Source organism: Synechococcus sp. OH20 (assembly GCF_047502685.1).
GTDB lineage: Bacteria > Cyanobacteriota > Cyanobacteriia > Thermostichales > Thermostichaceae > Thermostichus.
The window spans coordinates 65,587-92,434 of record NZ_JANSIQ010000059.1; the positions used below are offsets into that span (position 1 = coordinate 65,587).

General features: G+C 61.6%; 24 protein-coding genes and 1 pseudogene. 8 read left to right on the plus strand and 17 right to left on the minus strand.

Going from position 1 to position 26,848, the window contains the following annotated elements:
• Positions 1-33: 33 nt before the first annotated feature.
• The 6 genes from atpH to NW826_RS12940 form a co-directional block, all read right to left on the minus strand.
• A complete protein-coding gene (atpH, locus tag NW826_RS12915) occupies positions 34-582 on the minus strand; it encodes an ATP synthase F1 subunit delta (RefSeq protein WP_414384909.1) in 549 nt (182 codons plus the stop codon).
• 19 nt (positions 583-601) lie between these two features.
• A complete protein-coding gene (locus NW826_RS12920) occupies positions 602-1,150 on the minus strand; it encodes a F0F1 ATP synthase subunit B (RefSeq protein ID WP_414337239.1) in 549 nt (182 codons plus the stop codon).
• A gap of 35 nt (positions 1,151-1,185) precedes the next feature.
• Positions 1,186-1,659, minus strand: a complete 474-nt coding sequence (locus NW826_RS12925) for a F0F1 ATP synthase subunit B' (protein ID WP_414333062.1) — start codon at positions 1,657-1,659, stop codon at positions 1,186-1,188.
• A gap of 88 nt (positions 1,660-1,747) precedes the next feature.
• Positions 1,748-1,993 carry an ATP synthase F0 subunit C gene (gene atpE / locus NW826_RS12930; protein WP_011430931.1) on the minus strand — a complete coding sequence of 82 codons (246 nt, stop codon included), beginning with the start codon at positions 1,991-1,993 and terminating at the stop codon, positions 1,748-1,750.
• A 218-nt stretch (positions 1,994-2,211) separates the two neighbouring features.
• Complete coding sequence (atpB, locus tag NW826_RS12935; RefSeq protein WP_414510327.1) at positions 2,212-2,958, minus strand: F0F1 ATP synthase subunit A; 747 nt, start codon at positions 2,956-2,958, stop codon at positions 2,212-2,214.
• Positions 2,959-2,963: 5 nt separating this feature from the next.
• Entirely contained in the window at positions 2,964-3,326 is a 363-nt protein-coding gene (locus NW826_RS12940) for a hypothetical protein (RefSeq protein ID WP_414333058.1), read from the minus strand.
• A gap of 534 nt (positions 3,327-3,860) precedes the next feature.
• Between NW826_RS12940 and NW826_RS12945 the strand changes: the two genes are divergently transcribed.
• Positions 3,861-4,445, plus strand: coding sequence for a DUF3177 family protein (locus tag NW826_RS12945; protein ID WP_414333057.1), 585 nt, complete (start codon positions 3,861-3,863; stop codon positions 4,443-4,445).
• A complete protein-coding gene (locus tag NW826_RS12950) occupies positions 4,442-4,756 on the plus strand; it encodes a hypothetical protein (RefSeq protein ID WP_414333055.1) in 315 nt (104 codons plus the stop codon). The genes NW826_RS12945 and NW826_RS12950 overlap by 4 nt, the downstream gene beginning before the upstream one ends.
• A 13-nt stretch (positions 4,757-4,769) precedes the next feature.
• Here the strand turns inward: NW826_RS12950 and gpmI are convergent, their stop codons facing one another.
• The 4 genes from gpmI to mnmE all read right to left on the minus strand — a co-directional run bounded on the left by gpmI (position 4,770) and on the right by mnmE (position 9,120).
• Complete coding sequence (gpmI, locus tag NW826_RS12955; RefSeq protein WP_414426946.1) at positions 4,770-6,362, minus strand: 2,3-bisphosphoglycerate-independent phosphoglycerate mutase; 1,593 nt, start codon at positions 6,360-6,362, stop codon at positions 4,770-4,772.
• Positions 6,363-6,584: 222 nt separating this feature from the next.
• A complete protein-coding gene (locus tag NW826_RS12960) occupies positions 6,585-7,091 on the minus strand; it encodes a tetratricopeptide repeat protein (RefSeq protein ID WP_414510328.1) in 507 nt (168 codons plus the stop codon).
• Between the two features lie 43 nt (positions 7,092-7,134).
• The gene (gene dps, locus NW826_RS12965) at positions 7,135-7,635 is read right to left on the minus strand and encodes a DNA starvation/stationary phase protection protein Dps (RefSeq protein ID WP_414510329.1); all 501 of its coding nucleotides are present in this window, start codon (positions 7,633-7,635) and stop codon (positions 7,135-7,137) included.
• Between the two features lie 105 nt (positions 7,636-7,740).
• Positions 7,741-9,120 carry a tRNA uridine-5-carboxymethylaminomethyl(34) synthesis GTPase MnmE gene (gene mnmE / locus NW826_RS12970; RefSeq protein WP_414333048.1) on the minus strand — a complete coding sequence of 460 codons (1,380 nt, stop codon included), beginning with the start codon at positions 9,118-9,120 and terminating at the stop codon, positions 7,741-7,743.
• 156 nt (positions 9,121-9,276) lie between these two features.
• On the opposite strand from mnmE, the gene glgP reads away from it, so the two are divergent.
• Positions 9,277-11,877, plus strand: a complete 2,601-nt coding sequence (glgP, locus tag NW826_RS12975; protein WP_414510330.1) for an alpha-glucan family phosphorylase — start codon at positions 9,277-9,279, stop codon at positions 11,875-11,877.
• Between the two features lie 164 nt (positions 11,878-12,041).
• Positions 12,042-13,115, plus strand: coding sequence for a tetratricopeptide repeat protein (locus NW826_RS12980; RefSeq protein WP_414510331.1), 1,074 nt, complete (start codon positions 12,042-12,044; stop codon positions 13,113-13,115).
• On the opposite strand, the gene NW826_RS12985 is transcribed toward NW826_RS12980, so the two are convergent.
• The gene (locus NW826_RS12985; protein ID WP_414510332.1) at positions 13,013-13,855 is read right to left on the minus strand and encodes a response regulator transcription factor; all 843 of its coding nucleotides are present in this window, start codon (positions 13,853-13,855) and stop codon (positions 13,013-13,015) included. The genes NW826_RS12980 and NW826_RS12985 overlap by 103 nt on opposite strands.
• Before the next feature lie 177 nt (positions 13,856-14,032).
• Here NW826_RS12985 and fni point away from each other — a divergent pair, with 177 nt between their 5' ends.
• On the plus strand, positions 14,033-15,088 hold the full coding sequence (gene fni / locus NW826_RS12990; RefSeq protein WP_414510337.1) for a type 2 isopentenyl-diphosphate Delta-isomerase: 1,056 nt from the start codon (positions 14,033-14,035) through the stop codon (positions 15,086-15,088).
• Positions 15,089-15,150: 62 nt separating this feature from the next.
• Here the strand turns inward: fni and glyS are convergent, their stop codons facing one another.
• Together glyS and NW826_RS13000 are read right to left on the minus strand one after the other, a co-directional pair.
• Complete coding sequence (gene glyS / locus NW826_RS12995) at positions 15,151-17,343, minus strand: glycine--tRNA ligase subunit beta (RefSeq protein WP_414510333.1); 2,193 nt, start codon at positions 17,341-17,343, stop codon at positions 15,151-15,153.
• 89 nt (positions 17,344-17,432) lie between these two features.
• Entirely contained in the window at positions 17,433-19,511 is a 2,079-nt protein-coding gene (locus NW826_RS13000) for a cation:proton antiporter (RefSeq protein ID WP_414510334.1), read from the minus strand.
• A gap of 261 nt (positions 19,512-19,772) precedes the next feature.
• Here NW826_RS13000 and NW826_RS13005 point away from each other — a divergent pair, with 261 nt between their 5' ends.
• Together NW826_RS13005 and NW826_RS13010 are read left to right on the plus strand one after the other, a co-directional pair.
• A complete protein-coding gene (locus tag NW826_RS13005; protein ID WP_414510335.1) occupies positions 19,773-20,261 on the plus strand; it encodes a serine/threonine protein kinase in 489 nt (162 codons plus the stop codon).
• Positions 20,153-20,599 (plus strand): annotated as a pseudogene (locus tag NW826_RS13010) (protein kinase domain-containing protein); the annotation flags it as partial. The gene NW826_RS13005 and the pseudogene NW826_RS13010, both read left to right, overlap by 109 nt.
• 801 nt (positions 20,600-21,400) lie before the next feature.
• Here the strand turns inward: NW826_RS13010 and NW826_RS13015 are convergent.
• The 3 genes from NW826_RS13015 to NW826_RS13025 form a co-directional block, all read right to left on the minus strand.
• Positions 21,401-22,000, minus strand: a complete 600-nt coding sequence (locus tag NW826_RS13015; RefSeq protein ID WP_414335503.1) for a superoxide dismutase — start codon at positions 21,998-22,000, stop codon at positions 21,401-21,403.
• A 156-nt stretch (positions 22,001-22,156) separates the two neighbouring features.
• Complete coding sequence (locus NW826_RS13020) at positions 22,157-22,516, minus strand: hypothetical protein (protein ID WP_414337230.1); 360 nt, start codon at positions 22,514-22,516, stop codon at positions 22,157-22,159.
• Complete coding sequence (locus tag NW826_RS13025) at positions 22,513-24,477, minus strand: transglycosylase domain-containing protein (RefSeq protein WP_414510336.1); 1,965 nt, start codon at positions 24,475-24,477, stop codon at positions 22,513-22,515. The genes NW826_RS13020 and NW826_RS13025 overlap by 4 nt, the downstream gene beginning before the upstream one ends.
• 157 nt (positions 24,478-24,634) lie before the next feature.
• Between NW826_RS13025 and tyrS the strand changes: the two genes are divergently transcribed.
• Positions 24,635-25,888, plus strand: coding sequence for a tyrosine--tRNA ligase (tyrS, locus tag NW826_RS13030; protein ID WP_414335509.1), 1,254 nt, complete (start codon positions 24,635-24,637; stop codon positions 25,886-25,888).
• A gap of 51 nt (positions 25,889-25,939) precedes the next feature.
• Here tyrS and NW826_RS13035 read toward each other — a convergent pair whose 3' ends face one another.
• On the minus strand, positions 25,940-26,656 hold the full coding sequence (locus NW826_RS13035) for a hypothetical protein (protein WP_414335511.1): 717 nt from the start codon (positions 26,654-26,656) through the stop codon (positions 25,940-25,942).
• Between the last annotated feature and the right edge of the window lie 192 nt (positions 26,657-26,848).

The window sequence follows — 26,848 nt, forward strand, 5'->3', positions numbered from 1 at the left end:
CAAAAAAATCATTGAGGAAAACGCTGGGCCAATTTAGGCCAACTGCAGCGCCAGCCGGCGCAACTGGCCGCGCAAGCTGAGGTCGATCACCTGGGATCCGATCTTGATGATCACCCCACCCAGCAACGTGGGATCTTGGGCAATCTGGAGCTCCACACCCCTGGCCTGCGTGAAGTCTCTTACCCGCTCGCGGATCGACTGCTGTTGCGCTTCCGTCAGGGGTACCGCCGTGGTCACCTCGGCCAGGACGATATTTTGGAGCTTCCGCTGCAGCTCCAAGAACCGCCGGCAGACGGCCTCGAGGAACATGATACGGCGACGGTCGCTCAACAGCTTAAGAGCATTCAGCAGCAGGGGGTGGATCTGGTCGGCAAACACCTGCTGCAGCAGGTTTTTCTTGGCTTCCGCCTTGATCAGGGGGCTGGCGAGGAATTGGCCCAGCTCCGGCGTGGCCTGCAGAACCGCGGCCATGAAACGGATGTCGGCCTCAAAGGTATCCATTAGCCCCTGAGCAGAGGCAAGAGAAACCAGGGCTTCGGCGTAGGGATCGACCGCCTTGGCGGCCATGGTGCGGCTGATCATGCTTTTCTCTTCCTCCTCCTTAGCGGGCAATCATCTGGATCCCTTGTTCGATCAGGCGCTGGTGAACCTGCTCGCTGAGGTGCTGCGGCAGCTCCTGCTCCACCTTGCGCAGGGCTTGGCGCACGATCTGGCGGCGCAGCTCCTGGACAATTTGCTCTTGTTCAGCAGAGAGATCCCTTTCGGCGTTGGCGCGCAGCCTCTCGATCTCCCGCTCCGCCTGCTGCAACAGCTCCTGCCGGCGGGCTTCCGCATTGGCCTCCGCCTGTTTGCGAATGCGCTCCGCCTCCTGCTGGGCCTGCGCCAGCTTTTGTTGTTCTTCCGCCAGCCTCTCGATCGCCTCCTGCTTGCGCTGCTCCGCCTGGCGCAGCTCCTCGAGGATGCCTTCTCGCCGCTTGGCCAGAGCTTCCCCCACCACCCGGCGCCCCAAAATGTACAGCAAGGTGAGGATGATGGCGATGTTGATTAAGTTGCTTTCCAGAATCGCATCCAAGAGCCCCTTTTCTGGGGATACTTCCGCGGCTTCTGCCATGGCCAAAAGCCAAGCGGGCATCAGGCTCCACACCAGCATCACGCGCTACTCCCAAGGAATGTTCAACCGGCCACTTAACGGGCGCTGCCCAACAGCTTCTCGGTGATCTGGGCGGCAATGGCATCCACTTGCTGCTGCAGTTGTTCGAGCGCCGTCTGCTTTTCCTGCTCAACTTGCCGCCGCGCCGCCTCCAGCTTGGCTTGGATCTCCGTCTGGGCTGCCGCCAGCTTCTCCGCACGGATGCGGGCTGCAGCCGCTTCCGCCTCGGCGATCACCTGCTGCGCCTGTAGGCGGGCCTTGCCGATCTCAGCCTCGTACTGGCGGGTCAGAGCCATCGCCTTGTCCAACCGCTCCTGGGCCTCCGCCTGGGTGGTGCGGATGTAGTCGTTGCGGCTGTCGATGACCCGAGTAACCGGCTCGTAGAAAAGGGAGTTGAGCACGGCCACCAGCAGCAGAAATTGGACGGCAATGATGGGCAAGGTGGCATCCAGATCGAAGAGGCCATTTTTCTCGGCAGCTTCGACGGCCAACAAAGTTGAACAAATCATGAGGCCGCACCAACAGAAACAGGATCTGAGATCGAGCAGGGAAGGGGGGCAAGACCCCAGCTCTCGGCCTGGGCCGCCCCCAGAGGCATTAGGCGAAGGGGTTGGCAAACAAAAGTACCAGTGCCACCACCAAGCCGTAGATGGTCAACGCTTCCATGAAGGCCAGGCTGACCAGCAGGTTGCCGCGGATTTTATCTTCTGCTTCCGGCTGACGGGCCAGCCCTTCCATAGCGGCGGCGGCAGCATTCCCCTGGCCCAGCCCCGGGCCCAGGGATCCCAGGCCAATTGCCAGAGCGGCAGACAAAACAGAAGCAGCAGAGGTTAACGGATCCATAGTGAGATGCTCCTTGTCAGTACAAAACAGAGGGTTGACACGAACGCAACAGCGCTTTGAGCGTCGAGGTGATCTGGCTTGATATTTAACCGATCGCCTCTTTGTCGGCGGCCTCTCGGCCCCAACAAACCTTACCAGAGAAGGGATCCCTTGCAACGACCCATTGGAGAGGTTTTGAGAGCTGGGCTCTGAACTCGGCGGCTGGCTCAACTCCTGGGTCAATCGTGGTGATCCCCACCCCCATGACCTTCCAGCGCCTCTCCAATGTAAGCTGCCGAGAGCGTCGCGAAGATCAAAGCCTGAATGGCCCCTGTAAACAGGAACAGGATCATCACCGGCACCGGGATCAACAACGGCACCAGCAACACCAACACCGCGATCACCAGCTCCTCTGCCAAGATGTTGCCGAACAGACGGAAGCTCAGCGAGAGAGGTTTGGTGAAATCTTCCAGGACGTTGATGGGCAACAGAACCGGCGTGGGCTCGATGTACTTTTTAAAGTAAGCCAGCCCACGCTTGCTAATGCCGGCTACAAAATACATGACGCTGGTGAGCAGCGCCAAGCCGGCGGTGGTGTTGATGTCGTTGGTGGGAGAGGCCAGCTCTCCTTCCGGCAGGGGAATCAGCTTCCAGGGGAAGAGGTTGCCCATCCAGTTGGAGACAAAGATGAACAAGAACAAGGTGCCAACATAGGGCACCCAGGGCCGGAAGTTGCGCTCGCCAATCTGGGCGCGGGCAATGCTTTGCACAAATTCCAGGGCATACTCAACGAAGTTTTGCAGGCCAGCCGGCTCCCGCTGCAGTTGACGAGTCCCCAACAGCACCACGGCCAAGATCAGGGCGATGGCGATCCAACTGGCAATCAAAACCTGCCCGTGAACGGTGAATTTGCCCAGGTGCCAATAGAGGTGATGGCCGACCTCAAGTTCTGCTAGAAGAGGAGGAGAGGAGAAGAACAGGTTCATGGGCATCACGCAGAAGAGGATAAACGAGTCAGCGTCTGGACAAGATGAATGAGCAGGGCGACCTTGTAGGTCATGAACCCCAAAAAAATAGGCAAAATCTGTAAAGACTTCACCTGAGTGGCCAGGACGATCAGCCCGACAAACAGAGCCAAGCGCGTCACTCCCAGCCGGCTGCGACTTTTGCCCAGCTCCGCAACACCACGGCCCAGCATGCGCAGATAGACTACGCCAACGATTGCTCCGAGCAAGTAGTTGGCCGCCACCCCTGGGGAGTAGACCAGGGCCACTCCCACAGCGATGGCCAGACTCACGCCCAAGGTAACCACCACCAGCCATAGCTGCAGCGCTTCATAGCTCCTGCCAGCCATTGTCGCCTTCTCCCCCGAACCCGCTTCGCCCGGAGCAAGCGACGGCTGCGACGCACTCTGGCAGCCTAAATCCTCCTCCTGCTGGGACGGAGGCGGCGCCTCCTCTAGGGGAGGCAAAGGCTTGGGCTTCCACGGGGTCGCCTTCCAACGGGCAGGACTGTGGGAGAGAAGTCGGGAAGAACGTGCCATGGGAATGAGGTCACCACCTCTGAGGATCTGGCCTTAACCCAAAATAACACGACTAAGTAACAATACTTAACGAGTTGGGCCGGGCCAGGACGGGATGGAACCTTACAATCATCGCCTCGAAAGACGACTAGCCCTTCGACAGACGGAGATGTTCCTCTAAGAATCTACCACCTTCGCGGATCGGCAACGGCAAAAATGGAAAACTTTCTGAAAGCCCTCGGATGTAAAGTTTTGCCTAAGGTGGCCGAGAAGCTGCAATATTCTGTTACCTCCTGTTGTTTTGAGGTGGATCCCGCCGACCCTGCCGCTCTATATACTATGGGGCAGTGAGAAGAAAGGGCGAGGATGATCCCCGTGAGTTGGCTGGTCAAGGCGATCTGGGTGGACTACAGCTTGGCCGTGGCGCTGACGGTGGTGCTGCCGTTGGCTCTCCTAATTTGGGCTTTTGCGGTGGGGTTACGTCCTCTGATTCAGCTCTTGATCGTTTACTGGCGGGTGTCCAGCCTCTTGGCGGTGACGGTGTATTTGATGATTGGTGGCCTGCCCATCAGCTTCTTGAGCGGGGCGATGGCGCGGCTCTTGATCCCGGTCTGCCTGTGGTTCTGGCGAGATTGGAGCACTGCTCTCAGGCAGTCGAGAAGCTGGGCGGCACGAGCTTTTTTGCTCTGGCGGTGGGCTGTAACCGGTTACATGGGGGCCGGGATCCTCTTTTCGGGGGCCTTCGTGCCCTGCGCCTTCCGGGCTTCTCTATCGGCGGAGTGTCGAGCTTGGCTTGAGCCGCCGCTGGGGTTTCGAGAGATTTTCCATCCCAATGTGCCGCCGGAGCTGCTGGGGAGCGTGGGGGCGTGGGGCTTGGTGGCCTACCTGCTCTATAGCGTTTACTTTGTCTGGCGGCTGCGGCCCGGTGCAGACAAGGGGGAGCTGGCATGAGTGCTTTGCCCTGGCCGCTGGCCTTGGAGCGCTACAGCCAGGCTCACCCCCAGGAGGTGCTGCGGGTAGAGGTAGAAAGCGAGGGGGAAGTTGATTTGGTGCTGATCTACCGCGGCTACAGCAGCTCCCTGCGCCGGCCCACACCCCCCGATCCGGAAGTGGCGGTGATCCCTCCCCAGGCTCGCTTTTTGCAGTTGGAGCGCCTGAGCGCCCCCTATCACCCTGAGCGCTCGCAGGTTTTGGCCCTCTACCGCAACTGGGAAGAGCTGAGAGCTTGGCTGGCCCAGGCTGGGATCCCAGTGGCCGAGTGAGCAATTCCCGGTCTCAGCGCCCCACTGGGCTGGGTTGCCGCTGCAGGATGGTGTATTCTGCCGGCTGCAAGAGCGAGCGCCCTGTCATCTCGGCAGGTTGAGGCAGACCTAAGATCTCCAGAAGGGTGGGGGCCACGTCGGCCAGGGTGCCGTCGGAGCGCAGCTTGACGTTGCCGCCGCGACTGGGGATTTTGCGCTTTTCCCCCTCCACCAGGATGCAGGGGACGGGGTTGGTGGTGTGGGCGGTCCAAGGGTTGCCCTGCTCGTCCCACATCAGCTCGGCGTTGCCGTGATCCGCCAAGATTAAGGTGGTACCCCCCGCATCCACCACCGCCGCCAGCAGACGGCCCAGGCAGCGATCCACCGTCTCCAGCGCCCGCACGGTGGCCTCGAAGTTGCCGGTGTGGCCCACCATGTCGGGATTGGCATAGTTGAGCACCACCAGGCTGTATTCGCGGCGGGCGATAGCTTCGATAGCCTTGTCGGTCACCTCCACCGCCGACATCTCCGGCATCTGGTCGTAGGTGGCCACCAGCGGGCTTGGCACCAAGATGCGATCTTCGCCGGGAAAGGGCTGCTCGATGCCGCCGTTGAAGAAGTAGGTGACGTGGGCGTACTTTTCCGTCTCGGCAATGCGCAACTGCTTGAGGCCGGCCTCGCTCACCACTTGGCCCAGCAGGTGATCCAGGTTCTGGGGCTTAAAGAGCACCTGCACCGGCAAGGTTGGATCGTACTGCGTCATGGTGATAAAGGTGAGATCCGGAATCAGACGGCGCTGGAAACCGGAAAAGTCAGGGCAGACGAAGGCTTGGGTGAGCTGGCGGGCGCGATCCGGGCGGAAGTTGAAGAAGATGACTGCATCTCCCGGCTGCACCGCCCCCGGAGCCAAGCGAGTGGGGGGAATAAACTCGTCGGTAACATCCTGGGCGTAAAAGTCTTCCATCACCTCAGCAGCGCTGCGGCCACAGCCAGGGCCGTCTTCCGTCAGGATCTCGTAGGCCTTCTGGGTGCGCTCCCAACGGCGATCCCGATCCATGGCGTAGTAGCGGCCACTCAGGGTGGCGATGACGCCATTGCCCAGCCATTGCAGCTCTTTTTCCAGGGCGGCCAGAACCCTGGCCCCGTCGCGAGGCAAGGTATCGCGGCCATCGGTGATGGCGTGGACATAGGCCGGGATCCCAGCCTGGGCCGCCAACTTAAGCAAGCCATAGAGATGGTCGATGTGGGAGTGAACCCCCCCCTCAGAGCAGAGGCCGATGAAATGAAAACGGCCCCCTCGCTCTTTGAGTTGGCAACACACCTCCAGCAAGAGGGGCTCCTGGAAGAGGGATCCCGTCTCGATGGCGTCGCTGATACGCACCAATTCTTGCGGTACCACCCGCCCTGCCCCCAACGTCAGATGCCCGACTTCAGAGTTGCCCATCTGTCCTGCCGGCAGGCCCACAGCTCGACCTGAGGCTTGCAGCAGAGCATGGGGATAGGCAGCCCAAAGGCTATCCAGGACAGGGGTTTGGGCAGCCAGCACCGCGTTGCCATCGAGAGCGTCCCGATAACCCCAGCCGTCCAGGATTACCAGAACCACAGGTGCTACCGATTGCGAATCCATGAAATGGCCTCTCGTTTTTAAGACATAATACCAGCCCCGGCAACACGATACCGGATCTTACATGTGTGCTCAAGATTTCTATATTTCAATCTCCTTTTGAGAGAATAACGAGAGGCTTATAAAAGCATGATGAGCCTTTAAGCCCAACCCATCTGAACAACTGTGCCTCAGTCAAGAGTATTTCTGCGGATGGAATTGCAGAGGGAATCCCCAGGAGCTGGGCTACAAGCGTTTGCGCAGAGAATCCGAGCGGCGCTTGGCAATGGCATTCTGGGGATCCAACTTCAGGGCAGTTTCGTAAGCTTCCAGGCTTGGGCCATAGAGATTTTTCTTCTCATAGGCATGGGCCAGGTTGTTCCAAGCGGTCACATAGCCGGGATCCGCTGCCACTGCATCTTTGTAGTAGCGGATGGCCAGGTCGTATTGCCCCTGGCTGAAGTAGGCAAAACCGAGGGCGTTGCAGACGGGGGGAATGTTCTCCCCAGCCACCTCTAGAGCTTTTTTAAGCTGGACGATGGCCTGGTCGTAGAGACGCTTTTGCAGATAGACGCTGCCCAACTCGTAGTGCTCCTGTGGGGATCCCTTGCCTTTGCTCAGGCGAGGCTGGAGCTGCCGGATGACTTTTTCCTGGGCCCGCACCCGCAGCACCTCACGCAGGACGAAGTAGCCTGCCACGCTGAGGATACTGGCCAAAGCCACCAGGTACAGGAGGGGAGCGTTGACGCCCATTTTTGCCTACTCCACTTGCCTATCCAGATTTGGCTTGCCGACGTTACGCCTGCAGGTGAGCCTCGATGAACCAAAGATCTTTGTCGATCTGGCGGGAGATCTCGGTAAACAGGTCGGCGGTGTCGGCATCCCCCAGTTCGGTGGTGCGGTCGATGTTGCGGCGGACAGCAGCCGCATACTGGCCGTAGCGGGCCGCCAAAGCCTGCAGGTGAGTCCGCCCCTCCTCAGCCGTTAGGTCGTATTCGGGCAAGTTCGAGGTTTGGGCGACGATGCGAGCGGTACCGCGGGCGATGCCCCCCAGAGCCGTAATCCGCTCCGCCAGCATGTCTACGTAGTTCTCCAGGGTGCCGGCAAAGGTGTCAAACATCTCGTGCAGGGCGATGAAGTTCATGCCTTTGACGTTCCAATGGGCCTGCTTCACCTGGGTTTTCAGATCCAGCGCGTCCGCCAAGGACTGGTTGAGCAACTCCACCAGTTGCGCGCGGGCCTCGGCCGGCAAGTCGATCTGGGTGGGGTAGAGACGGGTTTTTGCGGCGGTAACCATAGCCAACCTCCTAAGTTGTGTCTCCATTATCCGGGATCCGCTGTGAGGATCCCCAACTCAGCCCATACTAACACAAACTCATAATGAGTATGAGTTAATGAGCGCTTACTTGCCGATGCAGAAGCGGCTGAAGATCTGATCCAGCACTGCTTCGGAGATCTCCTCGCCGGTGATCTGGCCAAGGGCGTGCAGGGCGTCGCGCAGGTCGATGCTCCAGAAATCGAGGGGGAGCTGCGCCTGCATAGCCTGAACTACCTGTTCCAGGCTGGCTTGGGCCTGGCGGAGGGCGGCGGCCTGGCGCTGGTTAAGGCTCACCTCCAGGTTGGGCTGGGGCCGTCCCTGGGTGACAAGCTGCTCCAGGGCCTCTTCCAGCTCCGGGATCCCTTGGCCTTGGGCGGCGACGGCGGGGACGCGGTGGGTAATCTCGGCGGGGAGGGGGATCCCGTCAGGGGGGGCGAGGTCGGTTTTGTTGATGACCAAGATGAGAGGGCGGTGGCGAATGGACTCGTAGATGGCGGCGTCGGCATCCGTCCAGCCGGCCTGGGCGTCGATGACCAGCAGCAGCACATCGGCAGCTTGGGCTAGGCGTTGGGAGCGCTCCACCCCCAGCCGTTCCACGGGATCGTCGGTGGCGCGAATGCCGGCAGTATCCAGGAGCTGGACGGGGATCCCTCTCACCACCAACTGGGATTCCACCACGTCGCGGGTGGTGCCGGGCAGGTCGGTGACGATGGCGCGGTCTTGGCCCGACCAGGCGTTGAGCAGGCTGGACTTGCCGACATTGGGCCGTCCGACGATGGCCACTTTCACCCCGGTGCGCAGCAGTTGCCCCCGCTCGGCGGTGGCCAGCAGGGCCTGCATCTGGGCCTGGATGGCTTGCAGCCGGGCCTGCCAAGCGGGAACATCCAGAGGGGGCAGATCCTCTTCAAAGTCGATGCGCGCCTCGATCTCGGCCAATAAGCCCAGCAGCTCCTGGCGCAGGGCGCGGATGGACTGTCCCAATTTGCCCTGCAGCCCCGCCAGCGCCATCTGGGCTGCCTGCGGGGAGCGAGCCGCCACCAGATCGGCCACACTTTCGGCCTGGGTGAGGTCGATGCGTCCATTCAAGAAAGCGCGCAGGCTGAACTCCCCCGGCTGCGCCAGCCGTGCTCCCTGGCGCAGGCACTGCTGCAGCGTGGACTGAACCACCATGATGCCGCCGTGACAATGCAGCTCCACCACGTCCTCATGGGTGTAGGAGCGGGGGGCCTGCATCCAGACGGCTAGGGCCTCATCCAACCGCTGGCCCTTCTCATCGTGGATCCAGCCGTAGAGGAGGCGATGGCTCTCCCAGGTGGCGTTGCGGCGGGCGGGGGTAAAGATGGCCTGGGCAATGGCCAAAGCCCGCGAGCCGGAAAGGCGTACAATGCCAATGCTGCCCTGCTCGGGCACCACAGCGGTGGCAATGGCAGCAATGGTGTCGGCCAGGGGTGCAGTTAGATCCATATGTAACAAGGAATGCGCTATGCCTTGGTTCCCTGGAAGCGGCAGGTGGTACCTAGGCAGGATCCCGGCCTTCAACTCGAAAGAAGCTGTAAAAAACTGTGCTCTCCCGCCGAGGTCAGGGTAGCTTGGCAGTGGCGACCTGCACGCGTCCTAACTATGAAGCCGTTACGCACGTTTAAGGTCACTCCCTACCTGCCGGCTGCTCTGGAAAGTCTGCGCTTGCTGGCCTATAACCTGCATTTTAGTTGGAACGTGGAAACCCGCAGCCTGTTCCAGCGCATGGATCCGGATCTCTGGGATGCCTGTGGCCACAACCCGGTGGCTTTGTTGGGGCAGATGCGGCAGGAGCGGCTGGACGAGCTGGCGGAGGATCCCGGCTTTTTGGCCCAGTTGGAACGGGCCAGCCAACAGCTCCAGAGCTACCTGCAGGAAGACACCTGGTACCGCAAGTATCGCTCGGCCCAAGCGGTGGAAGGGGAGTGCTACGCCTATTTTTCAGCCGAGTTTGGTCTGGCCGATTGTCTGCCCATCTACTCAGGGGGCCTGGGGGTTTTGGCCGGGGATCACCTCAAGGCGGCCAGCGACCTGGGCCTGCCGCTGGTGGGGGTGGGCCTGCTCTACCAAAAGGGATATTTTCGCCAGTACCTCAACCCCGACGGCTGGCAGCAGGAGCGCTACCCTGTGAACGATTTCTTCAACATGCCCCTGGAGCTGCAAAGGGATGTGGAGGGCCGCGAGATTCGCATTGAGGTGGACTACCCCAAGCGCAAGGTGTTTGCCCGCATCTGGAAGGCGATGGTGGGGCGGGTGCCTCTGTATCTTTTGGACACCAACATCGAGCCCAACAGCCAGTACGACCAAGACATCACCGATGAGCTGTACGGCGGCGACCAGGACGTGCGCATCCACCAGGAGATCATGCTGGGCATCGGCGGCGTGCGGGCTTTGCGCGCCCTTGGCATCCATCCCACTGTCTACCACATGAACGAGGGGCACTCGGCTTTTTTGGCCGTGGAGCGCATCCGCCTGTTGATGCTGGAGCAGGGGCTGAGCTTTGAAGAGGCTTGGCAGGTGGCCAAGTCCAGCCAGATGTTTACCACCCACACGCCGGTACCCGCCGGGATCGACCTCTTCCCGCCGGACAAAATCGACTACTACCTCGGCTTCTACTACAGCCAGATGGGCCTGAGCCGGGAGCGCTTTTTGGCCCTGGGCCGCGAAAACACCGGCGACTTCCAGTCCCCCTTCAGCATGGCGGTGCTGGCCATCAACATGGCCTCGTTTGTCAACGGCGTCAGCAAGCTGCACGGGGCGGTCTCGCGCAAGATGTTCAGCCGGCTATGGCCCGGGATCCCGCTGGAGGAGGTGCCGATTACCTCCATCACCAACGGGGTGCATGTCCGCACCTGGGTGGGGGAAGAGAACCAAGCCCTCTACGATCGCTACCTGGGGCCGGATTGGGCGGAGGCTCCCCCCACCGATCCTCTTTGGCAAAAGGTGGATCGGATCCCGGATGGGGAACTGTGGCGGGCCCACGAGCGCAGCCGCTCCCGCTTGATCACCTTCACCCGCGAGCGCCTGGTGGAACAACTGCAAAAGCGGGCCGCCTCGGCAGTGGAGATTCAGCGAGCCTCCGAGGCCCTCAACCCAGAGGTGCTCACCATTGGCTTTGCCCGCCGCTTTGCCACCTACAAGCGGGCCACCCTCTTGCTCCACAACCTGGAACGGCTCAAGGCCTTGCTCAACCATCCCCAGTACCCGATGCAGTTTATCTTTGCCGGCAAGGCCCACCCCCGCGATACAGCCGGCAAAGAGTTGATCCGCCAGATCGTGCAGGTGTCGCGCCAGCCGGAGTTTCGCCAGCACTTAGTTTTCATCGAGGACTACGACATGTACATCACCAGCCTGATGGTGGCCGGCGTGGATGTGTGGCTGAACAACCCCTTGCGCCCTCGCGAGGCCAGCGGCACCAGCGGCATGAAGGCGGCGGCCAACGGTGGACAGAACCTGAGCATTTTGGATGGCTGGTGGGATGAGGCCGATTACTACCAGACCGGCTGGCCCATTGGCCGCGGCGAGGAATACGAGGATCGCGCCTACCAAGATGAGGTGGAGTCGAATGCCCTCTACGACCTGCTGGAACAAGAGGTTGCCCCTCTCTTTTACCAGCGCGGCAGCGATGGCCTGCCCCACGCCTGGATTCAGCGCATGAAGCAGGCGATTCGGCTCAACTGCCCCCGCTTCAGCACGCAGCGCATGGTGCTGGAGTATGCCGAGCGGGCCTACATCCCCCTCAGCAACTACTTTGACCGCATGCGCCGCGACAATTTCGAGTCGGCTCGCCAGTTCACCCGCTGGCGCAATCATTTGCAGGAGAACTGGTACAACATTCGGGTCCTCAATGTCCAGATTGAAACCCCGAAGAAAGCTTCCGCCGCCGGCCTCCCCTCGGCGCAAGATGACCAAGTAGTGATGGCCCGGGATCCCCTCACGGTGACTGTCGAGGTGCGGCTGGGATCCCTGCAGCCGCAGGACGTGATCGTCCAGGCCTACCAGGGGCCGGTGGACGACAACGGCCAGATCCAGAACGGCCAGGCGACCTCTTTGCCCCATGTGGAGACGATGGAGGATCGCGCCATCTTCTCCGGCCAGATTCGCTACGAGGCCAGCGGCCTACAGGGGCTGGCCATCCGCTTGTTGCCCTTTCACCCCGATATGCACGATCCCTATGAGCTGCGGCTGATGCTCTGGGCCTAGAATTCCCATTCCACCCACAAGGGAGACGGGAGGGGAACAGCCCCTTCCTATCCCGATCCAGCTTGAACGAAGAGAAATGCTCCAGATTCGTGAGGATTGGTGTTTGTCGCTGCCCAATCAGTCAGAATCAGAAAAACAGATTCAAACGGCTCCGGGTTGATGCCATGCTCAAAGCCCACGACTCTGCCGGTTTGCGCCTGTTGGTCGTGGCTGCCCTGCTGCTGGGGGGCTTGGCCAGTTGGCGGCAGGATCGCCTCTTGGCGGTGATGGGTCTGGCCAGTGCGGCAGCCATTTCTGCCTTTACCCGCCCCGCCATCTTGGCCTACAACCGCGGTCGCGAGCGGTGGCTGAACCGGGATCTGATAGGGGCCGTCGAGCAGCTCAACCTGGCGCTGCAACAGGATCCCCATTTGACCAACGCCCACCTCCTGCGGGGCCAAGCTTACCTCGAACTCGGCCAGCTTCCCCAGGCGCTGGCGGACTTCGACCAGGCCACCCGGTTGGCCCCGCGCCGGCCAGAACCCTACCTTTACCGCGGCCTGATTCGCCAGTCGCAAGGGGATCTGCAGGGGGCAACGGCGGAGTTGACCGAGCTGGTGCGCCTACACCCCAACGCCCCCCACCACCTCCGCTTGGCCAACCTGCTTATGCAACAGGGATCCCTGTCTTCAGCTCTAACTCACCTGGACGAGGCCATTCGTCGGGATCCCACCTCGGCGCCCGCCTATGCCTGCCGCGCTACGGTGTACGGCTACCTGGGCGAATGGGAGGCGGCTTTGTCTGATTGGTCGCAGGCCATCCGCTGGGATCCCTCTCCGGCCCATTACTATCGGCGGGGCGTTGCCTATGCTTGGGCCGATCGCTATGGCGAGGCCGTTGCCGACCTCAGCCGCAGCCTAGAAATAGAACCGCAGCAGCCCAACGCCCTTTACAGCAGGGGCAACCTTCTCTATGCGCTGGGGGAGATCAAAGCGGCTTTGGACGACTACGAGCGGGCTTTTCGCCGGGAAGCGGACATAAACTGCATCGACCGCTCCGACGAGTACGGCCTGTACGAACGGGGGCTGGCCTACTGGAACATGGGGGATAGAGAGACAGCTCTCTTTGATTTGCAGGCGGCCCTGCAGCTCAGCCGTCAACGTCGCAATCTGGCTTTGGAGCAGCGGGTGCGCCGGTCTCTGCTGCGACTTAGCGATCCAGATGGGGATGCTGGCTCTGTTGGCGCTCCTCGGACGTAGGGGCCAGATCCAGAACCCTCGACAGCGGCTGACCGGGTTTTCTGCTCCTGCAGCAGGGGGGGGTTGAGGCCAAAGCAGTAGCCGACATTGCGCACTGTCTGGATCAAGCTGGGCTGGCGCGGATCCCGTTCCAGCTTTTTGCGCAACGAGAGGATGTGGGTATCGACGGTGCGGGGGTTATCGGTGGAATCCGGCCACGCTCGCTCCAACAGCTCCAGCCGAGAGACGGGATCCCCGTCTGCCTGCACCAGCACCATCAGCAGGCTGAACTCCTGAGGGGTGAGGTCGATCCCTTCCCCGGCCAAGGTGACGCGCCGTTGCACCAGGTCGATTTTAAGCTCCCCATACTGCAGAAAGGTGGGGGGGATGCGGCGCTGCAGCCGGCGGGTCAGGGCCTGAATATGGGCGTCTAACAGGGGCAGGCTAAGGGGCTTGGTGAGGTAAGCGTCTGCCCCGGCTTCCAGCCCGGTGATGATGTCGGCTTCGGATCCCCGCTGGGAGAGCAGCAAAATCAGCAGATCGCACTGGCGACGGGCCCAGCGGCACAATTGCAGGCCGCCGCGGTTGGACAGCTCTGCATCCAAAATCAGCAGGTGGATGGGCTGCTGCTGCAGCAGGGTTTTAGCCTGGCGGATGGTCTCTGCTTGCCAAACTGGGTGCCCCGCCTGTTGCAAGTGCCAACCCAGCAAGCTGCGCAGATGGGGGTTGCCTTCTGCCAGCAAGATGTGCAAGGGTTGCATGGCTGTCCGGTTGGGATCCCGCCCACATCATAGTGCTCCCCACCGCTGACGCGAGAGTGCTCCGCACCGCTGACGCGAGAGATAGGGATCACCTTCGGGTAATGCAGTTTGCCTTTGGCGGCCCTATAGATGGGAGAATCTTCTACCAAAACCAAAGTGCTCCCCACCCCTGACGTGATGGCCGATTCTCTCCCTTCCATTTCTGAGCGCAAACAGGATCACCTGGACATTGTTCTGCAGCAGGACGTAGCCGCCCAAGGGATCCGCACCGGCTTTGAGCGGTTTTTCTTTGAGCATGTAGCTTTGCCGGAGCTGCTGTTGCCGGAGATCGATCTCAGTTGCCGGTTTCTGGGAAAACGCCTGCAGGCTCCCCTGCTCATCAGCAGCATGACCGGGGGAACGGACACAGCCCGCGAGCTCAACCTGCAACTGGCCAGTGCCGCTCAAGAATTGGGCATTGCCATGGGGGTGGGATCCCAGCGGGCCGCTTTGGAACACCCGGAGCTGGCCCGGACTTACCAGGTGCGCCAAGTGGCCCCGGATATTCTGCTGCTGGCCAACCTGGGTGCTGTTCAGCTCAACTATGGCTATGGGCTGGAGCAGGCGCGACGGGCGGTGGAGATGATCGAGGCGGATGCGCTGATTTTGCACCTCAATCCTCTCCAGGAGGCGGTTCAGCCCCAGGGGGATCCCGACTGGCGCGGGTTGTACGGCCGCATCGAACGCTTGGTGGCCCAACTGCCGGTGCCGGTGCTGGTCAAGGAAGTGGGCAATGGCCTCAGTGCCAAGGTGGCCCAGCGGCTGGCCGACTGCGGCGTGGCAGCCCTGGATGTGGCGGGGGCGGGCGGCACCAGTTGGAGCGAGGTGGAGGCCCATCGCCAAACAGAGGCCTTCAAGAAACGCATTGCCCACAGCTTCAGGGATTGGGGGATCCCAACCGCGTTGGCCCTGCTGGAAATTCGTCGCTTGCTGCCGGATTTACCCCTGGTGGCCAGCGGCGGCATCCGCAACGGCATCGACGTGGCCAAAGCCATCCGCCTGGGGGCCGATGTGGTGGGCATGGCCGCCCCCGCTTTACACGCCGTCTCCCAAGGACAAGCGCAGGCAGTGGTGGATACCTTTCGCGCCGTGATCGAGGAGCTGAGGATCGCAGCCTTCTGCACCGGATCCGCCAACTTGGCCCGGCTGCGGCAAGCGACCCTGCGGCGGCAGGATACTTGGGATCCCTTGTAGCGTTGACCAGAATCCCACCGATCCCCCGGCTCCTCTCCCAAACGGAGAGAGAAAGGAAGTTGCTAATGGGTTTTCTCCGGCGCCGATTCCCCTACCACGACCACCGCTCCCATGTCCCCCAGCAGGCGCGACTGGTTGCGCAATAGCCCCAGCAAGTTAAGCCGGTTGGCCCGCCGCAGGGGATCCGGATCCATCACCAAGACCGCCTCAAAAAACCGCGCTACCTGCGGAGCAGCCGCTTGCAGAGCTTCCACCAAGGGGACGAGGTCTCCCCGCAAGGCCGGCTCCACCCCTAGGTGGTAAACCCTCTGGCAGGCTTCGTACAGCTCCCGTTCTGCTGCCTCCTGCAACTGGCCGGGATCCACAGCGGCTGCCGGATCCACCACGGCGTAGTCTAAGTCCCCTTGGGCTGCCAGGCGGGCACAGCGATTGAGGGTGGGATAGAGATCCGCCAATTCCCCGGTAGCCCGCAAATGTTGCAGATACTCGGCCCGCAGCAAGGTCAAAGGCAGGTTGCTCAGGGCCCGCAAGGTCAGTTCCGATTTCTGCGGATCCTCTGTCTGCACGGATTCAGGATCCCCGACCACGGCTCTGACCAAGTCATAGTCGATTCGCTTTTCTTCCTGCAAAAGGGTTTGCAGCCGCTGGGCGAGAAACTCCTGCAACGCTTTTAAGGTCTTTTCATCTCCCGCTGCGTAGTCCTGCACCACCCTTTGCAGCAGGGAGTTGAAGTCAAAGCTCCAGCCGGCCTCCCAGGCAACCAGCACCAGGCTGTTGGCGGCCCGCCGCAGGGCAAAGCGATCCGAAGAACCACTGGGGATCCGCCCCAAGCGAAACATGCCCACCAGAGTGTCCAGGCGATCTGCCCAGCCCACCACCCGCCCGGTTAAAGAGGTGGGCAGAGCCTCCCCCGCCCCCAGAGGCCAGTAGTGTTGCTCGATCCCCTCAGCCACCGCCTCCGGTTCCCCATCCTGCCGGGCGTAGTCGGCCCCCATGATCCCCTGCAGCTCCGGGAACTCGTACACCATCTGGGTCACCAGATCCGCCTTGCACAGTTGGGCCGTGCGATCCACCAGCGCCTGCTCCTGGGGATCCAAATTCAAGGCAGCGGCGATGAGACGGCTGATGTGGCGGATGCGCTCCACCTTATCCCGCATCGATCCCAGCCCCTCGGCAAAGGCGACTGCCTGCAGCCGCTCCACCCGCTCCGCCAAGGGGATCCGCCGATCCTCTTCGTAGAAAAAGCGGGCATCGGCCAAGCGTGCCCGCACCACCCGGCTGTTGCCCGCCGCGATCCGCTCCGACTGCTCAGGATCACCATTGGAAATGGTGATGAAATAGGGCAGTAATTTCTGGGGATCCCGGCCATCCCGCACCGGGAAGTAGCGCTGGTGGGTGATCATCACCGTCTCGATCACCGCAGGGGGCAATCGCAAAAACTCCGGCTCAAAGCGCCCCAGAACTGCTGTTGGCCACTCCACCAACTGCACCACCTCTTGCAGCAGAGAAGGGGGGATCTGCGCTTCTCCCTGCACCTGCCTGGCCAGCTTGGCCACTGCGGCCCGGATGTGGGCTTCTCGCCCTGCCGGATCGGGACTGACCCCGACCTCTTGCATTTGCCGGACATAGCTCTCGGCCCGCTCCAAAACAAGCCGCTGGGATCCCAAAATGCGGTGCCCCCGACTCACCCGCCCGGCCACTAAGCCTGGCAGAGGATTGCCCTCAGGGGTAGGCCAGAGCAAAGGCAGCACCTGATCATCCCAAAGGGAAACCAGCCAGCGGATGGGACGGGGAAACTTCAAGTCTCCATAGCCCCAGCGCATCAGCCGTTCGCCGCTCAAATGGGTGATCCAGCCGGGCGCCAATTCCTGGAGCACCGCTGCTGTCGGTCGACCCCGCACCCGCTGCACGGCAAAGACAAAGGATCCCTTGCCCACCTGCCGGATTTCCAGGCTACCGGGATCCACCCCTTGTTTTTGGGCAAACTTTTCCCCTGCCGGGGTGAGCCGGCCGTCTTGGTAGGCCACCTGAGCCGGCGGCCCCTTCACCTCTAGGACGCGATCCGGCTGCTGGGTGGGCAACCCCTGCAACAGAACCGCCAGGCGGCGTGGCGTGCCGAAAAGCTGCATCTCCTCGGCCTGCAGATGGGCTTCTGCCAAAGAGGCCGGGATCCCGGTTTTCCATTGCTCTAGGGCTGAATCCACAAAACTGGCCGGCAGCTCCTCACAGCCGACTTCTAGCAAATAGGCAACCATACCCCTATGCTCTTAGCGACATCCCCCCTGGGGATCCCAGTTTATCAGGGGAGCCGGGGCGGCGTTCACACAAGCGCTCTAACCCGCCATCAGTACCAAGTGGGATCCCCTGCTGCCAGAACGCCCTCCTGCGGACGTGCCGGGGAGGCAGCAGGCAGATGCACCACAAGTATGGAAAGGCTAGGCCGGTTGCGGGCAATGGTCTCCGGCTCTCGGCTCAGACGGGAGCGGCTGCGGGCTTCGCTGGGGATCAACATCAACACATCTCCCGGCTGCAGCGCTTTGAGCACCTCGGCCACCAGCCCTCCTTGCACCCGTTGGAGCGGCAGATGGGCGTAGCTTTCCGCCACCAGGGCCGGGGAGCGCTCCCGTGGCGGTCGGGTTTGCACCAAAAGAATCTGCAGCGCCGCCTTCAATTCCTCGGCCAGCGTCTGCGCCAGCCCAATCGTCTGCTGCAGGGATCCAGAAGACGCTTCCAACTCTGGGGCTGCCAAAAGGATGCGCCGCGTCGTCTCAATCGGGACAGGAAACCGCGTAATCAACACCGGGATCCCCACCTGCCGCACCACTGCGTCGATGACACTGCCGAAGAAATTCTCCGCATAGGTGGAGTAGCCCTTCCAGCCCAGGATTACCAAGGTAGCCTGCTGTTCCGCTGCCGAGCGAACGATCCCTTTTTCCACCGAATCATCCACCCGGCGAATGGCTTCCACTCGGGCCACGGCGCTGTGGGCCAAAGCTTCGGCAAAGGACAGCAACTGTTCCTGCCGAGAAAGGGCCGCGGGCGAGATCCCAGCCCGGTCAGACAAAACGTGCAGCGGCAGCAACGTCCCCCCTTCTTTTTTGACCAAAATCAAAGCCAACTGCAGCAGGTTGCTTTCGGTATCGGGGTTGGCGACCGGCACCAAGACGCGGGATCCCCAGGCTGGCTGGGGCAGGTTACCAGCTTCTGCCGCCACCTCTGCAGGCTGGAGTCGCTCACCCCAGCGGGCCACGATCCAAGGCGAGGCAATGCAGGTGATCAGGATCATGGCGATGGTGCCGTTCACCGTCAGCTCATCCACCAATTTCACGTTAAAGGCCACCGTGATTGCCGCCAAAGTAGCCGCCGCCTGGGCCACCGACAGGCCGAACATGACCATGGCGCTGGCCAAGCGCCAGCCAAACAGTTGGGCCGGGATCCAAGCCGCCAAAAACTTGCTCACCACCTCCGCGGCAATCATCACTCCGCCCACCAGCAGCGTGCGTGGCTCGCCCAAGAGAATGCTGGGGTTGATCAGCATTCCCACCGAGATCAAGAAAAACGGCACAAACAACGTGTTGCCGATGAACTGAATGCGGTTCATGAGGGGGCTAAGCTGGGGGATGATGGGGGTGATGGCCGTCCCGGCCAAAAAGGCGCCCACCACCGGCTCAATGCCGATCAACCCTGCTCCGTAGGCCACCACGAACAAGGTGGCAATCACAAAAGTAAACTCCGCCCCCTCGTCGTGGCCGAAGCGCTGGAAAAACCAACCGCCCAGCTTGGGCACCCCCCAGAGGGTGGCAAAGGTGTAGAGGGCAATCGAGGGGATCAGCGTCAGCCAAAATTGCAGCGTCAGCCCGCCTTGGTGGGCGCGCACCACCACCGCCAGCACCAACAACGCCAAGACATTGGTAATTAGCGTCGCCCCCAAGGTGGCTGTCACCGTCTGCAGGCGCATCAGGCCCAACTTGGAGACAATCGGCAGGGCAATGAGGGTGTGGGAGGCAAAACACGAAGCCACCAGCACCGCCGCCAGAAAGTCATACCCCAAGGCCAGCATGGCCGCCGTGCCGATCACCATTGGCAACAGAAAGGTGAGCACCCCAAAGACACTGGCCTTCCAGGCATTCAGCTTCAGATCCTCCAGGCTGGTCTCCAGCCCGGCCATGAACATGAGAAACAGCAGCCCCACCGTGCCCAACAAGACGATGGTTCCGTCCCGCTGCAAGATGCCCAAGCCGTAGGGCCCCACCACCAAGCCGGCCAGGATCAGGCCGATGATCCCCGGCAGGTGCAGCCGCTCAAACAGCAACGGCGCCACCAGCATGATCGTCAGGAGGATCAGAAACACCAGCACTGGGTCTTTCACCGGGCCGAGCAGGGCCAGAGGGATCCCTGAAATTGGCAGCCAGTTAGCCAGCATAGATACCCGACAGACAGCAACCCACAGACTCGGCCAAGCGCCCGCCTGAGTCTATCAGATTCATCCAGATTCAGATAGCTCCTCATGGCCCACGGCTTTCGTCCAGTCTTCAATCTCCGGCAGGGTGTTTAACAAGCATTCAAAATACATCAAGAACACACTGGGAATGAAGACAGCCTGGCGGTGGCGCCCGCAAAGAGGCGAGAGAAACTTTCGAGAAACACACATTAAAATCGGAGGGTACATGCTCTTGGGCCGCTTATGAACCAGCTTGCTCCTGGAAAAGTGATCGGTCAGCGCTATCAACTGGTTCAGAACATTGCGGCAGGGGGCATGGGGCAGGTGTTCAAGGCTGTGGATACCCGCCTGTTCAATCGTCCGGTGGCGGTGAAGCTGTTGCACCAAAACTTGGCAGGCGATGAAAACACCTGCCGTCACTTGCTCAAGCGCTTTCAGCAGGAAATTCGCATCAGTACCCTGCTGGGGGAGCACCCGGCCATTGTCAAGGTGCTGGATTACGGTCTGGAGAACAACCAACCTTATTTGGTGATGGAATACCTGACGGGGCGCAGCTTGGGAGAACTGATGCTCAAGCACCCGCTGCTGCCCCCTCAGCAGGTGGTGAAGATCGCCCGCCAAGTGTGTGCCGGTCTCTACTATGCCCACAATTTGGAGACCGAGCAAGATGGCCACCTCATCAAAGGAGTGATCCATCGCGACATCAAGCCCAGCAATCTCTTTGTTTTTTGAAAGATGAGACCCTGGGAGAGACGGTCAAGATCCTGGATTTTGGCATCGCCAAGTTGCTGAGCGACGTTTCTTTGGCCCTCAGCACCCAAACCACCGGCTTTTTGGGGACGGTGCGCTACGCCTCTCCCGAGCAGGTGCGCGGCGAGGAATTGGATCCCCGCTCCGACATCTACTCATTCGGCGTGGTGCTCTACCGCATGCTGACCGGGCAACACCCCCTACAGCCCAAGACCGATTCTTTTCCCGGTTGGTACGAGGCCCACAACTACCAACAGCCTCGGCCCTTCGACCGCTCCCAGTTGCCTCATGAGATCTCGCCGGCGCTGGAGGAAGTGGTGCTTGCTTGTCTGGCCAAAGACCCCGGCCAGCGGCCCCAGACCATGAGGCTCCTCAGCGACCAATTGGAGGGATCCCTGCAATCCCACAACAGCGCCGGATCTTCCCTCACGCCCCCTCCAACAACCTCGCCGTTTTCCGAGCGCACCCTGGCAGCCATCGATGATTGGGAAGGCGCCCAGCCGGACTCCAGGGACAGGCAGATCCCCCTCTGGGGAGGGATAGCTCTTTTTGCCGCCATTGCCGGGAGCACTTTTTGGGGCCTGCGTCTGCTTTTGAATCCGGGTACAGACATTGAGAGACCGCCTGCTGTTCCTTTGCCCTCTGACACCGATGAGCGGGAGGCCGGCCCAGATCCACTGCTGGACTGGCTGCTGCGGGATGGTGAGCCAGTGTTTGAAGATGATCCTGATCCGGTTCGGGAGAACCCTCAACCCGAACCCACGCCCACATCGCCACCCACCCCAGCACCCCAGCCCACTTTACCGCCACCCACCCCTGCGCCTCCGCCCGTTGCAGCGCCGGCCCCCCGCCCACTCCCATTCCCAGCACCCCCCTGCCGCCCCAGCCGGTCAATCGCCCCCTCTTTCCCCCATCAAACGGGCCGCTCCTCCTGCTGCTGCCTTTCCCACCCCTGCCCAAAACCCTACGCCCAGCTTCCTACAACGCCTGCGCGAAGAGCGGGAACGCTTGGGGAAGGACTAAGCCGAAAAAAAGGGATCCCTGAGGATCCCCTGGCAAAGAGCTGGGCAAGGCTAGTCCTCGATGGGATCCCCCGTCAGAGGATCCCAGAAGAGGGTCAGTCAGGCGGCTGCCAGCCGGGCATTGGCGGCATCCCAGTTCACCAGGTGTTCCAGGTAGGCGCTGATGAAGTCGGGACGCCGGTTTTGGTAGTCCAGGTAGTAGGCGTGCTCCCACACATCCAGGGTGAGCAAGGGCACTTGGCCGTGCACCAGCGGGTTTTCGGCGTTGGGGGTTTTGGTGACCTTGAGGGTGCCGTTGTCCAGCACTAGCCAAGCCCAGCCGCTGCCAAACTGGGTGGCCGCCGCCGTTTTGAAGGCTTCCACAAACTTGTCGTAGCCGCCCAGGTCGGCGTTGATCTTGTCGGCGATGGGCCCCGTCGGCGCGCCGCCCCCACCCGGCTTCATGGATTCCCAGAAGAAGGTGTGGTTCCAGACTTGGGCAGCATTGTTGAAGATGCCCACTTTGTCGGGATCCCCAAACGTGGTCTTGATAATTTCTTCCAGGGACTTATTGGCCAGATCGGTGCCCTCGATCAGCTTGTTCAGGTTGGCCACGTAGGCGGCGTGGTGCTTGCCGTGGTGGTAGGAGAAGGTTTCCGCCGACATATAGGGCTTGAGGGCGTCGGCAGGGTAGGGCAGAGCTGGGAGTTCAAAAGCCATAATCGTCTGTCCTCTGTGTCTTGTGCAAGGAATGCAAGAAAGAACGCGGCCAAGGCTAAGGGTAAACCAGACAAAGGCGTTACCTTTCTTTGCAGTCTTAGTGTAACTCAGAACGATTACGCTTTGGGATCCCCTGGGCCCTTCGATGACCGGGGGCTAACGGGATCCCTGCCGCAGCAACTCGATCAGCAGGGGGGCGACATCCCGCAGCAGCGGGATCAAAACCGCTGTGATGGCGGCGATGGTAACCACATTGCGGGTGAAGTTGAGGGTGTCGCGGCTGAGCTGGAAAAACCGCTCGTCCCAGCGTTTGACCTCGGCTTCCAGACGTTCTTCTGCCTTAGCGACGCGCTCCTCGGCGTTGGCGATGCGTTCCTCAGCTCTGGCGATGCGCTCTTCGGTGCCGGCAACGGTCTGCAGCAGCTCTTGGTTTTGCCGGGCCAGTTGGGCGATGGCTTGAGCGTTGGCCTCGACGGTGCGCTCGATGCGCGCCAGCCGCTCCTCGCTATTGCTCATGGTCTCCTTCTCGGGGGGAGAAATTGATGGGGGCTGGGGAAGTCTTGGGGTGGGATCCCTTGCAGGGCCTCGGCCATGAAGCGCTTCCAGGTGGGGGCGACAAAAGCGCCCCCTGCCGTGCCGGGCAGCATGGGGGAGTTGTTGTCGTTGCCGATCCAAATGGCGGTGGACAGTTGCGGCACATAGCCGATAAACCAGGCGTCGCGAAAGTCGGAGGTGGTGCCGGTTTTGCCTGCTACCGGTCGCCCATCGTCCAGACGGGCCGCGGTCCCGGTGCCCTGGGTCACCACCCCCTTGAGGATCTGGTTGAGGGTAGCCACCGCCCAGGGATCCAAAACCTGCTGCGGCTGGGGCTTGGCCTCGAAGAGAATCTGACCGTTGCGATCCACCACCTGGGCCAAGAAGGTTGGCTCCACCCGGTAGCCGCCATTGGCAAACACCGCATAGCTGGCCGCCATCTCCAGGGGGCTGATGCTGGCCGAGCCCAGGGCCGTGGCCAGGTTGGGGAACATCTCGGCGCTGATGCCCGTGGCCTGGGCCGCTGCAATGACGTTGCGGATCCCAACCTCATCTGCCAGCTTGACGGTGGGCACGTTGCGGGAGAGCTCCAAGGCGCGGGCAAAAGTGAGGGGGCCGTAAAAGGTGTTGTCGTAGTTTTTCGGGCTGTAGGGGGGCGAGCCGGGATAGGTGACCGGGGTGTCTTCCAGGATGCTGTTGGGCCCGTAGCGGCCGGTAGCCAGGGCCGCGTAGTACACGTAGGGCTTAAAGGTGGATCCCGTTTGGCGAAAGGCTTGGGTGGCGCGATTAAATTGGCCCCGCTGGGCGTTGATGCCGCCCACAAGGGCCTTGACATAGCCGGTACGGGGATCCACTGCCGCCAGGGCCATCTGGTCGGCTCGGCGAGCGGCTGCAATGCGGGGCCCATCTTCGTTGACAATGCGCTCTGCCAAGCGTTGCAGCCGCAGGTCGATGGTGGCCTGCACCCGCAGCCCCCCCTGGAGAATTGCCTGCTCGCCATAGCGACGCCGCAGCTCGGCTTTGATGACGTCGGTGACCGCCGGGGCGTTGCTCTGGAAGGAGGTGATGCGGCCCAAGGTCAATTCTTGCTCGCGGGCTGCCTGGGCTTCTTCCGGGGTAATCCACTTCAGCTCCACCAGGCGATCCAGCACCAGCCGCTGCCGGCGTTTGGCTCCCTCCAGGTTACGGAAGGGGCTGAGGGTTTCTGGAGCCGGCAGGATCCCGGCCAACATCGCCGCTTCCGCCAAGTTTAGCTCTGCCGCATCCTTGTTGAAGTAGCTGCGGGCCGCCGCCTGGATGCCGTAGAGGTTGTGCCCCCAGTACACCTGGTTGAGGTACATCTCCAGGATTTCGTCTTTGGTAAAGACCTGCTCCAGCCGCACCGCCAGCACGACCTCGGCTACTTTGCGGCTGAGGGTGCGCTCCGGCCTCAAAAACAGGTTCTTCACCAGTTGCATCGTCAGGGTGGAGCCGCCTCCCGCTGAGCCCAAGCCCCCCTCAACGCTGCCCAGAAGGGCCCGGCCCAAGCTGACCGGGTTGATGCCGGGGTGGGTGTAGAAGTGGCTATCTTCAATGGCCAGTAGCGCCTTTTTCATCTCCGGCGAGACCTCGTCCAGCGAGATCACCTCCCGGTTGGCTTCCCCATGCAAGCTGGCAATCGGCTCGCCGCGAATATCGACAATGTGGGTGGTGGCCACCGGCACGTAGTCCCGCAATTGATGTACATCCGGCAGGTTGCGGAAGCTGATGGCCAACCCCATCAAGCCGGCGGCCGTCGCCGTAGATCCCAACAGCAGGGATCCCAGCAACAGATTGCCCACCGTGGCGGCAACCTGAGCCCTCCAGGAGGGGCGGGTGGGTGGGGCCGCGCCGGCGTACTCACCATACCCCAAGCCGGGGGAGAGATGGCCGCGAGCCCCCGAGCGTCTGCGACCGTAGGTCACGTCAAAAACTCCGTCACTTCAGCGTTGCGGAGCGACCGCAAGTCTGACCCATTATAGGGCGGTGCTTCTTGGGCCGGCAGGGGATCCTTTCTGGGTGGGGCGAAGCCGGGTGGGTGGATAGGCTTAAAATGGCTCATGGTGCACCTCGATCCAAGGGATGGAATCAACTCTAGGGACATCGCCAACTGCCCTCTCGTCGGCCCCAAGGGATCCCTGCATCGCCGAGATCGCCCAGCGGGGGGTGGCCGAGATCTTTCCGGGGGGGGCGGCAGCTCTGGAAGAGCGCTTGGCCACAACGGATCGCCCTTTGCGGGTCAAGCTGGGCATCGATCCGACGCGGCCAGATCTGCACCTGGGCCACGCGGTGGTTTTGCGCAAGTTGCGGCAGTTTCAGGATGCCGGCCACGTGGCCATTTTGCTCATCGGGGATTTTACGGCGCTGGTGGGGGATCCCACTGGCCAGTCGGAGGCGCGTCCCCGCCTGACGCCGGCAGAAGTGGAAGAAAACGCCCGCACCTATCTGGAGCAGGCTGGCAAGATTTTGGACTTTGCGACCCCTGGCCGGCTGGAGGTGCGCCGCAACAGCGAGTGGCTGGCCCGCCTCACCCTCAGCGAGCTAATCGAGCTGCAGGCCCAGATGACGGTGGGGCAGATGTTGGCCAAAGAAGACTTTGCCCAGCGCTACCAAGCTGGAACACCGGTGTACTTGCACGAATTTCTTTACCCCCTCCTGCAGGGCTACGACTCGGTGGCCCTGGCAGCCGACGTGGAGCTGGGGGGAACCGACCAGCGCTTTAACCTCCTGGTTGGCCGAGAGCTGCAGCTTTGGAAAGGCCAAACGCCGCAGTTTTGCCTGACGGTGCCGCTTCTGGAGGGCTTGGATGGCTACCAGAAAATGTCCAAGTCCAAAAACAACTACGTGGGCCTGACCGAGGATCCCCTCACCATGTACTCCAAGCTGGAGAAGGTGCCGGATCACCTGGTGGAGCGGTATTTTGAGTTGCTCACGGCGGTGCCCCCCTCAGAGCTGCCGGCAGATCCCCGTCAGCGCCAGATTCTCCTAGCCAAAACTCTGGTGGCCCAATTTCACTCCCCTGAAGCGGCAGAAGAGGCGCAGCGCACCGCCCAAGCCCTGGTGTTGCAAGGCAATCTCGTCGAGACGGGATCCATCCCCACCTTTGCCGTCGAGGGCTTGTCTTACCCGGCAAAACTCAGCTACATCCTGCGCGAGTCCGGCCTGTGCAAGAGTGCCGCCGAGGCCCGTCGGCAAATCCAAGGAGGCGCCGTGCGGCTGGACGGACAAAAAGTGGAGGATCCCGACTTGGAGTTTGCCAACGCTTCTGACCTGGTCGGGCGGGTTCTCCAGGTGGGCAAGAAGGCCTTCCGCCGCTTGGTGGTGGGCCCAGAGTAGTCAGCCCCCAACCCCTCTCCCTTGATGAGACCGGGAAGGGAGGATCAACCATTAACGGGTGGGGGTGGGCTTGAAACCGAGCCCGGCTTTTTTCTGCTTGGTCTTGGCTGGGGGATTGAACAGCGGTGAAGCCAACAAGGTTTGCGGGAAAACGGGCTCCGCCTTTGGCCGGATCGATCTCGCCTCCGCCACAGCTTCAGCGAGCTTCTGCCGCACCAGCTCTTGGGTCTCCAAGATATTGGGATCCGCCGCCCATTCCGGGGCTTCCCTGACCGGATCGTCTTCGGAAGTAAATTCCAAGTCGTAAACCTCGTTGCGGTAATCGGGGCTGAAGCACTCCCAGGCGCGCAAACTGTAGAAGTAGGGGAATAACCGCACCATGCGCTCGATATCTAGGTGTGCTGCAAAGCAACAAAAAGCCTCTTCTTCAGAGACCGGAAATGGCGCGTAGTGCTCGGAAACAAACCACTGCAAAAACTTGCGCGCCTCCGGAACAACCTGCTCTGGGGCCATGGATCCCAGCGCCGCCGCGTTGAAGCAGTTGACCAAAAGGTGCTCCAGCAGCACGGCGTTGTACTCGGCAAAGCAGGTTTGCTCGCGGCTTTCTACCGGCTGCCAGGGCATATTGCCGTTGGCGGCGATAAACAGATGCACCAAGTCATGCGAGGGATTGGTTTGAATGGCGCCGTGCCCCTCCAGCTTGGCCCCGTCACAGCTAAAGATTTGGTACTGCGGGCTCCAGTAGAACTTCAGTTGCTTGGCTGCCATGTCCGACCGTCCTCCTCACCCAGAGGGATCCCTCTAGAGCTTACACCCGCAGGCGGGCTACAGGCACCTCTGTAGGGACAATCCTCGTCGCCCCTGCCCTGCCCCAAATGAAGACAGAGAAGGTTTCCTAGCCAAGGTTAACGTAAGGTGCGGAATTCCCCACCCGGGTGGGGATGGATAGCACCCTCTGAC

Coding starts and splice junctions, on each gene's coding strand:
- atpH (WP_414384909.1), bottom strand. CDS start 582: ATGATCAGCCGCACCATGGCCGCCAAGGCGGTCGATCCCTACGCCGAA.
- NW826_RS12920 (WP_414337239.1), bottom strand. CDS start 1,150: ATGCTGGTGTGGAGCCTGATGCCCGCTTGGCTTTTGGCCATGGCAGAA.
- NW826_RS12925 (WP_414333062.1), bottom strand. CDS start 1,659: ATGATTTGTTCAACTTTGTTGGCCGTCGAAGCTGCCGAGAAAAATGGC.
- atpE (WP_011430931.1), bottom strand. CDS start 1,993: ATGGATCCGTTAACCTCTGCTGCTTCTGTTTTGTCTGCCGCTCTGGCA.
- atpB (WP_414510327.1), bottom strand. CDS start 2,958: ATGAACCTGTTCTTCTCCTCTCCTCCTCTTCTAGCAGAACTTGAGGTC.
- NW826_RS12940 (WP_414333058.1), bottom strand. CDS start 3,326: ATGGCTGGCAGGAGCTATGAAGCGCTGCAGCTATGGCTGGTGGTGGTT.
- NW826_RS12945 (WP_414333057.1), top strand. CDS start 3,861: ATGATCCCCGTGAGTTGGCTGGTCAAGGCGATCTGGGTGGACTACAGC.
- NW826_RS12950 (WP_414333055.1), top strand. CDS start 4,442: ATGAGTGCTTTGCCCTGGCCGCTGGCCTTGGAGCGCTACAGCCAGGCT.
- gpmI (WP_414426946.1), bottom strand. CDS start 6,362: ATGGATTCGCAATCGGTAGCACCTGTGGTTCTGGTAATCCTGGACGGC.
- NW826_RS12960 (WP_414510328.1), bottom strand. CDS start 7,091: ATGGGCGTCAACGCTCCCCTCCTGTACCTGGTGGCTTTGGCCAGTATC.
- dps (WP_414510329.1), bottom strand. CDS start 7,635: ATGGTTACCGCCGCAAAAACCCGTCTCTACCCCACCCAGATCGACTTG.
- mnmE (WP_414333048.1), bottom strand. CDS start 9,120: ATGGATCTAACTGCACCCCTGGCCGACACCATTGCTGCCATTGCCACC.
- glgP (WP_414510330.1), top strand. CDS start 9,277: ATGAAGCCGTTACGCACGTTTAAGGTCACTCCCTACCTGCCGGCTGCT.
- NW826_RS12980 (WP_414510331.1), top strand. CDS start 12,042: ATGCTCAAAGCCCACGACTCTGCCGGTTTGCGCCTGTTGGTCGTGGCT.
- NW826_RS12985 (WP_414510332.1), bottom strand. CDS start 13,855: ATGCAACCCTTGCACATCTTGCTGGCAGAAGGCAACCCCCATCTGCGC.
- fni (WP_414510337.1), top strand. CDS start 14,033: ATGGCCGATTCTCTCCCTTCCATTTCTGAGCGCAAACAGGATCACCTG.
- glyS (WP_414510333.1), bottom strand. CDS start 17,343: ATGGTTGCCTATTTGCTAGAAGTCGGCTGTGAGGAGCTGCCGGCCAGT.
- NW826_RS13000 (WP_414510334.1), bottom strand. CDS start 19,511: ATGCTGGCTAACTGGCTGCCAATTTCAGGGATCCCTCTGGCCCTGCTC.
- NW826_RS13005 (WP_414510335.1), top strand. CDS start 19,773: ATGAACCAGCTTGCTCCTGGAAAAGTGATCGGTCAGCGCTATCAACTG.
- NW826_RS13015 (WP_414335503.1), bottom strand. CDS start 22,000: ATGGCTTTTGAACTCCCAGCTCTGCCCTACCCTGCCGACGCCCTCAAG.
- NW826_RS13020 (WP_414337230.1), bottom strand. CDS start 22,516: ATGAGCAATAGCGAGGAGCGGCTGGCGCGCATCGAGCGCACCGTCGAG.
- tyrS (WP_414335509.1), top strand. CDS start 24,635: ATGGAATCAACTCTAGGGACATCGCCAACTGCCCTCTCGTCGGCCCCA.
- NW826_RS13035 (WP_414335511.1), bottom strand. CDS start 26,656: ATGGCAGCCAAGCAACTGAAGTTCTACTGGAGCCCGCAGTACCAAATC.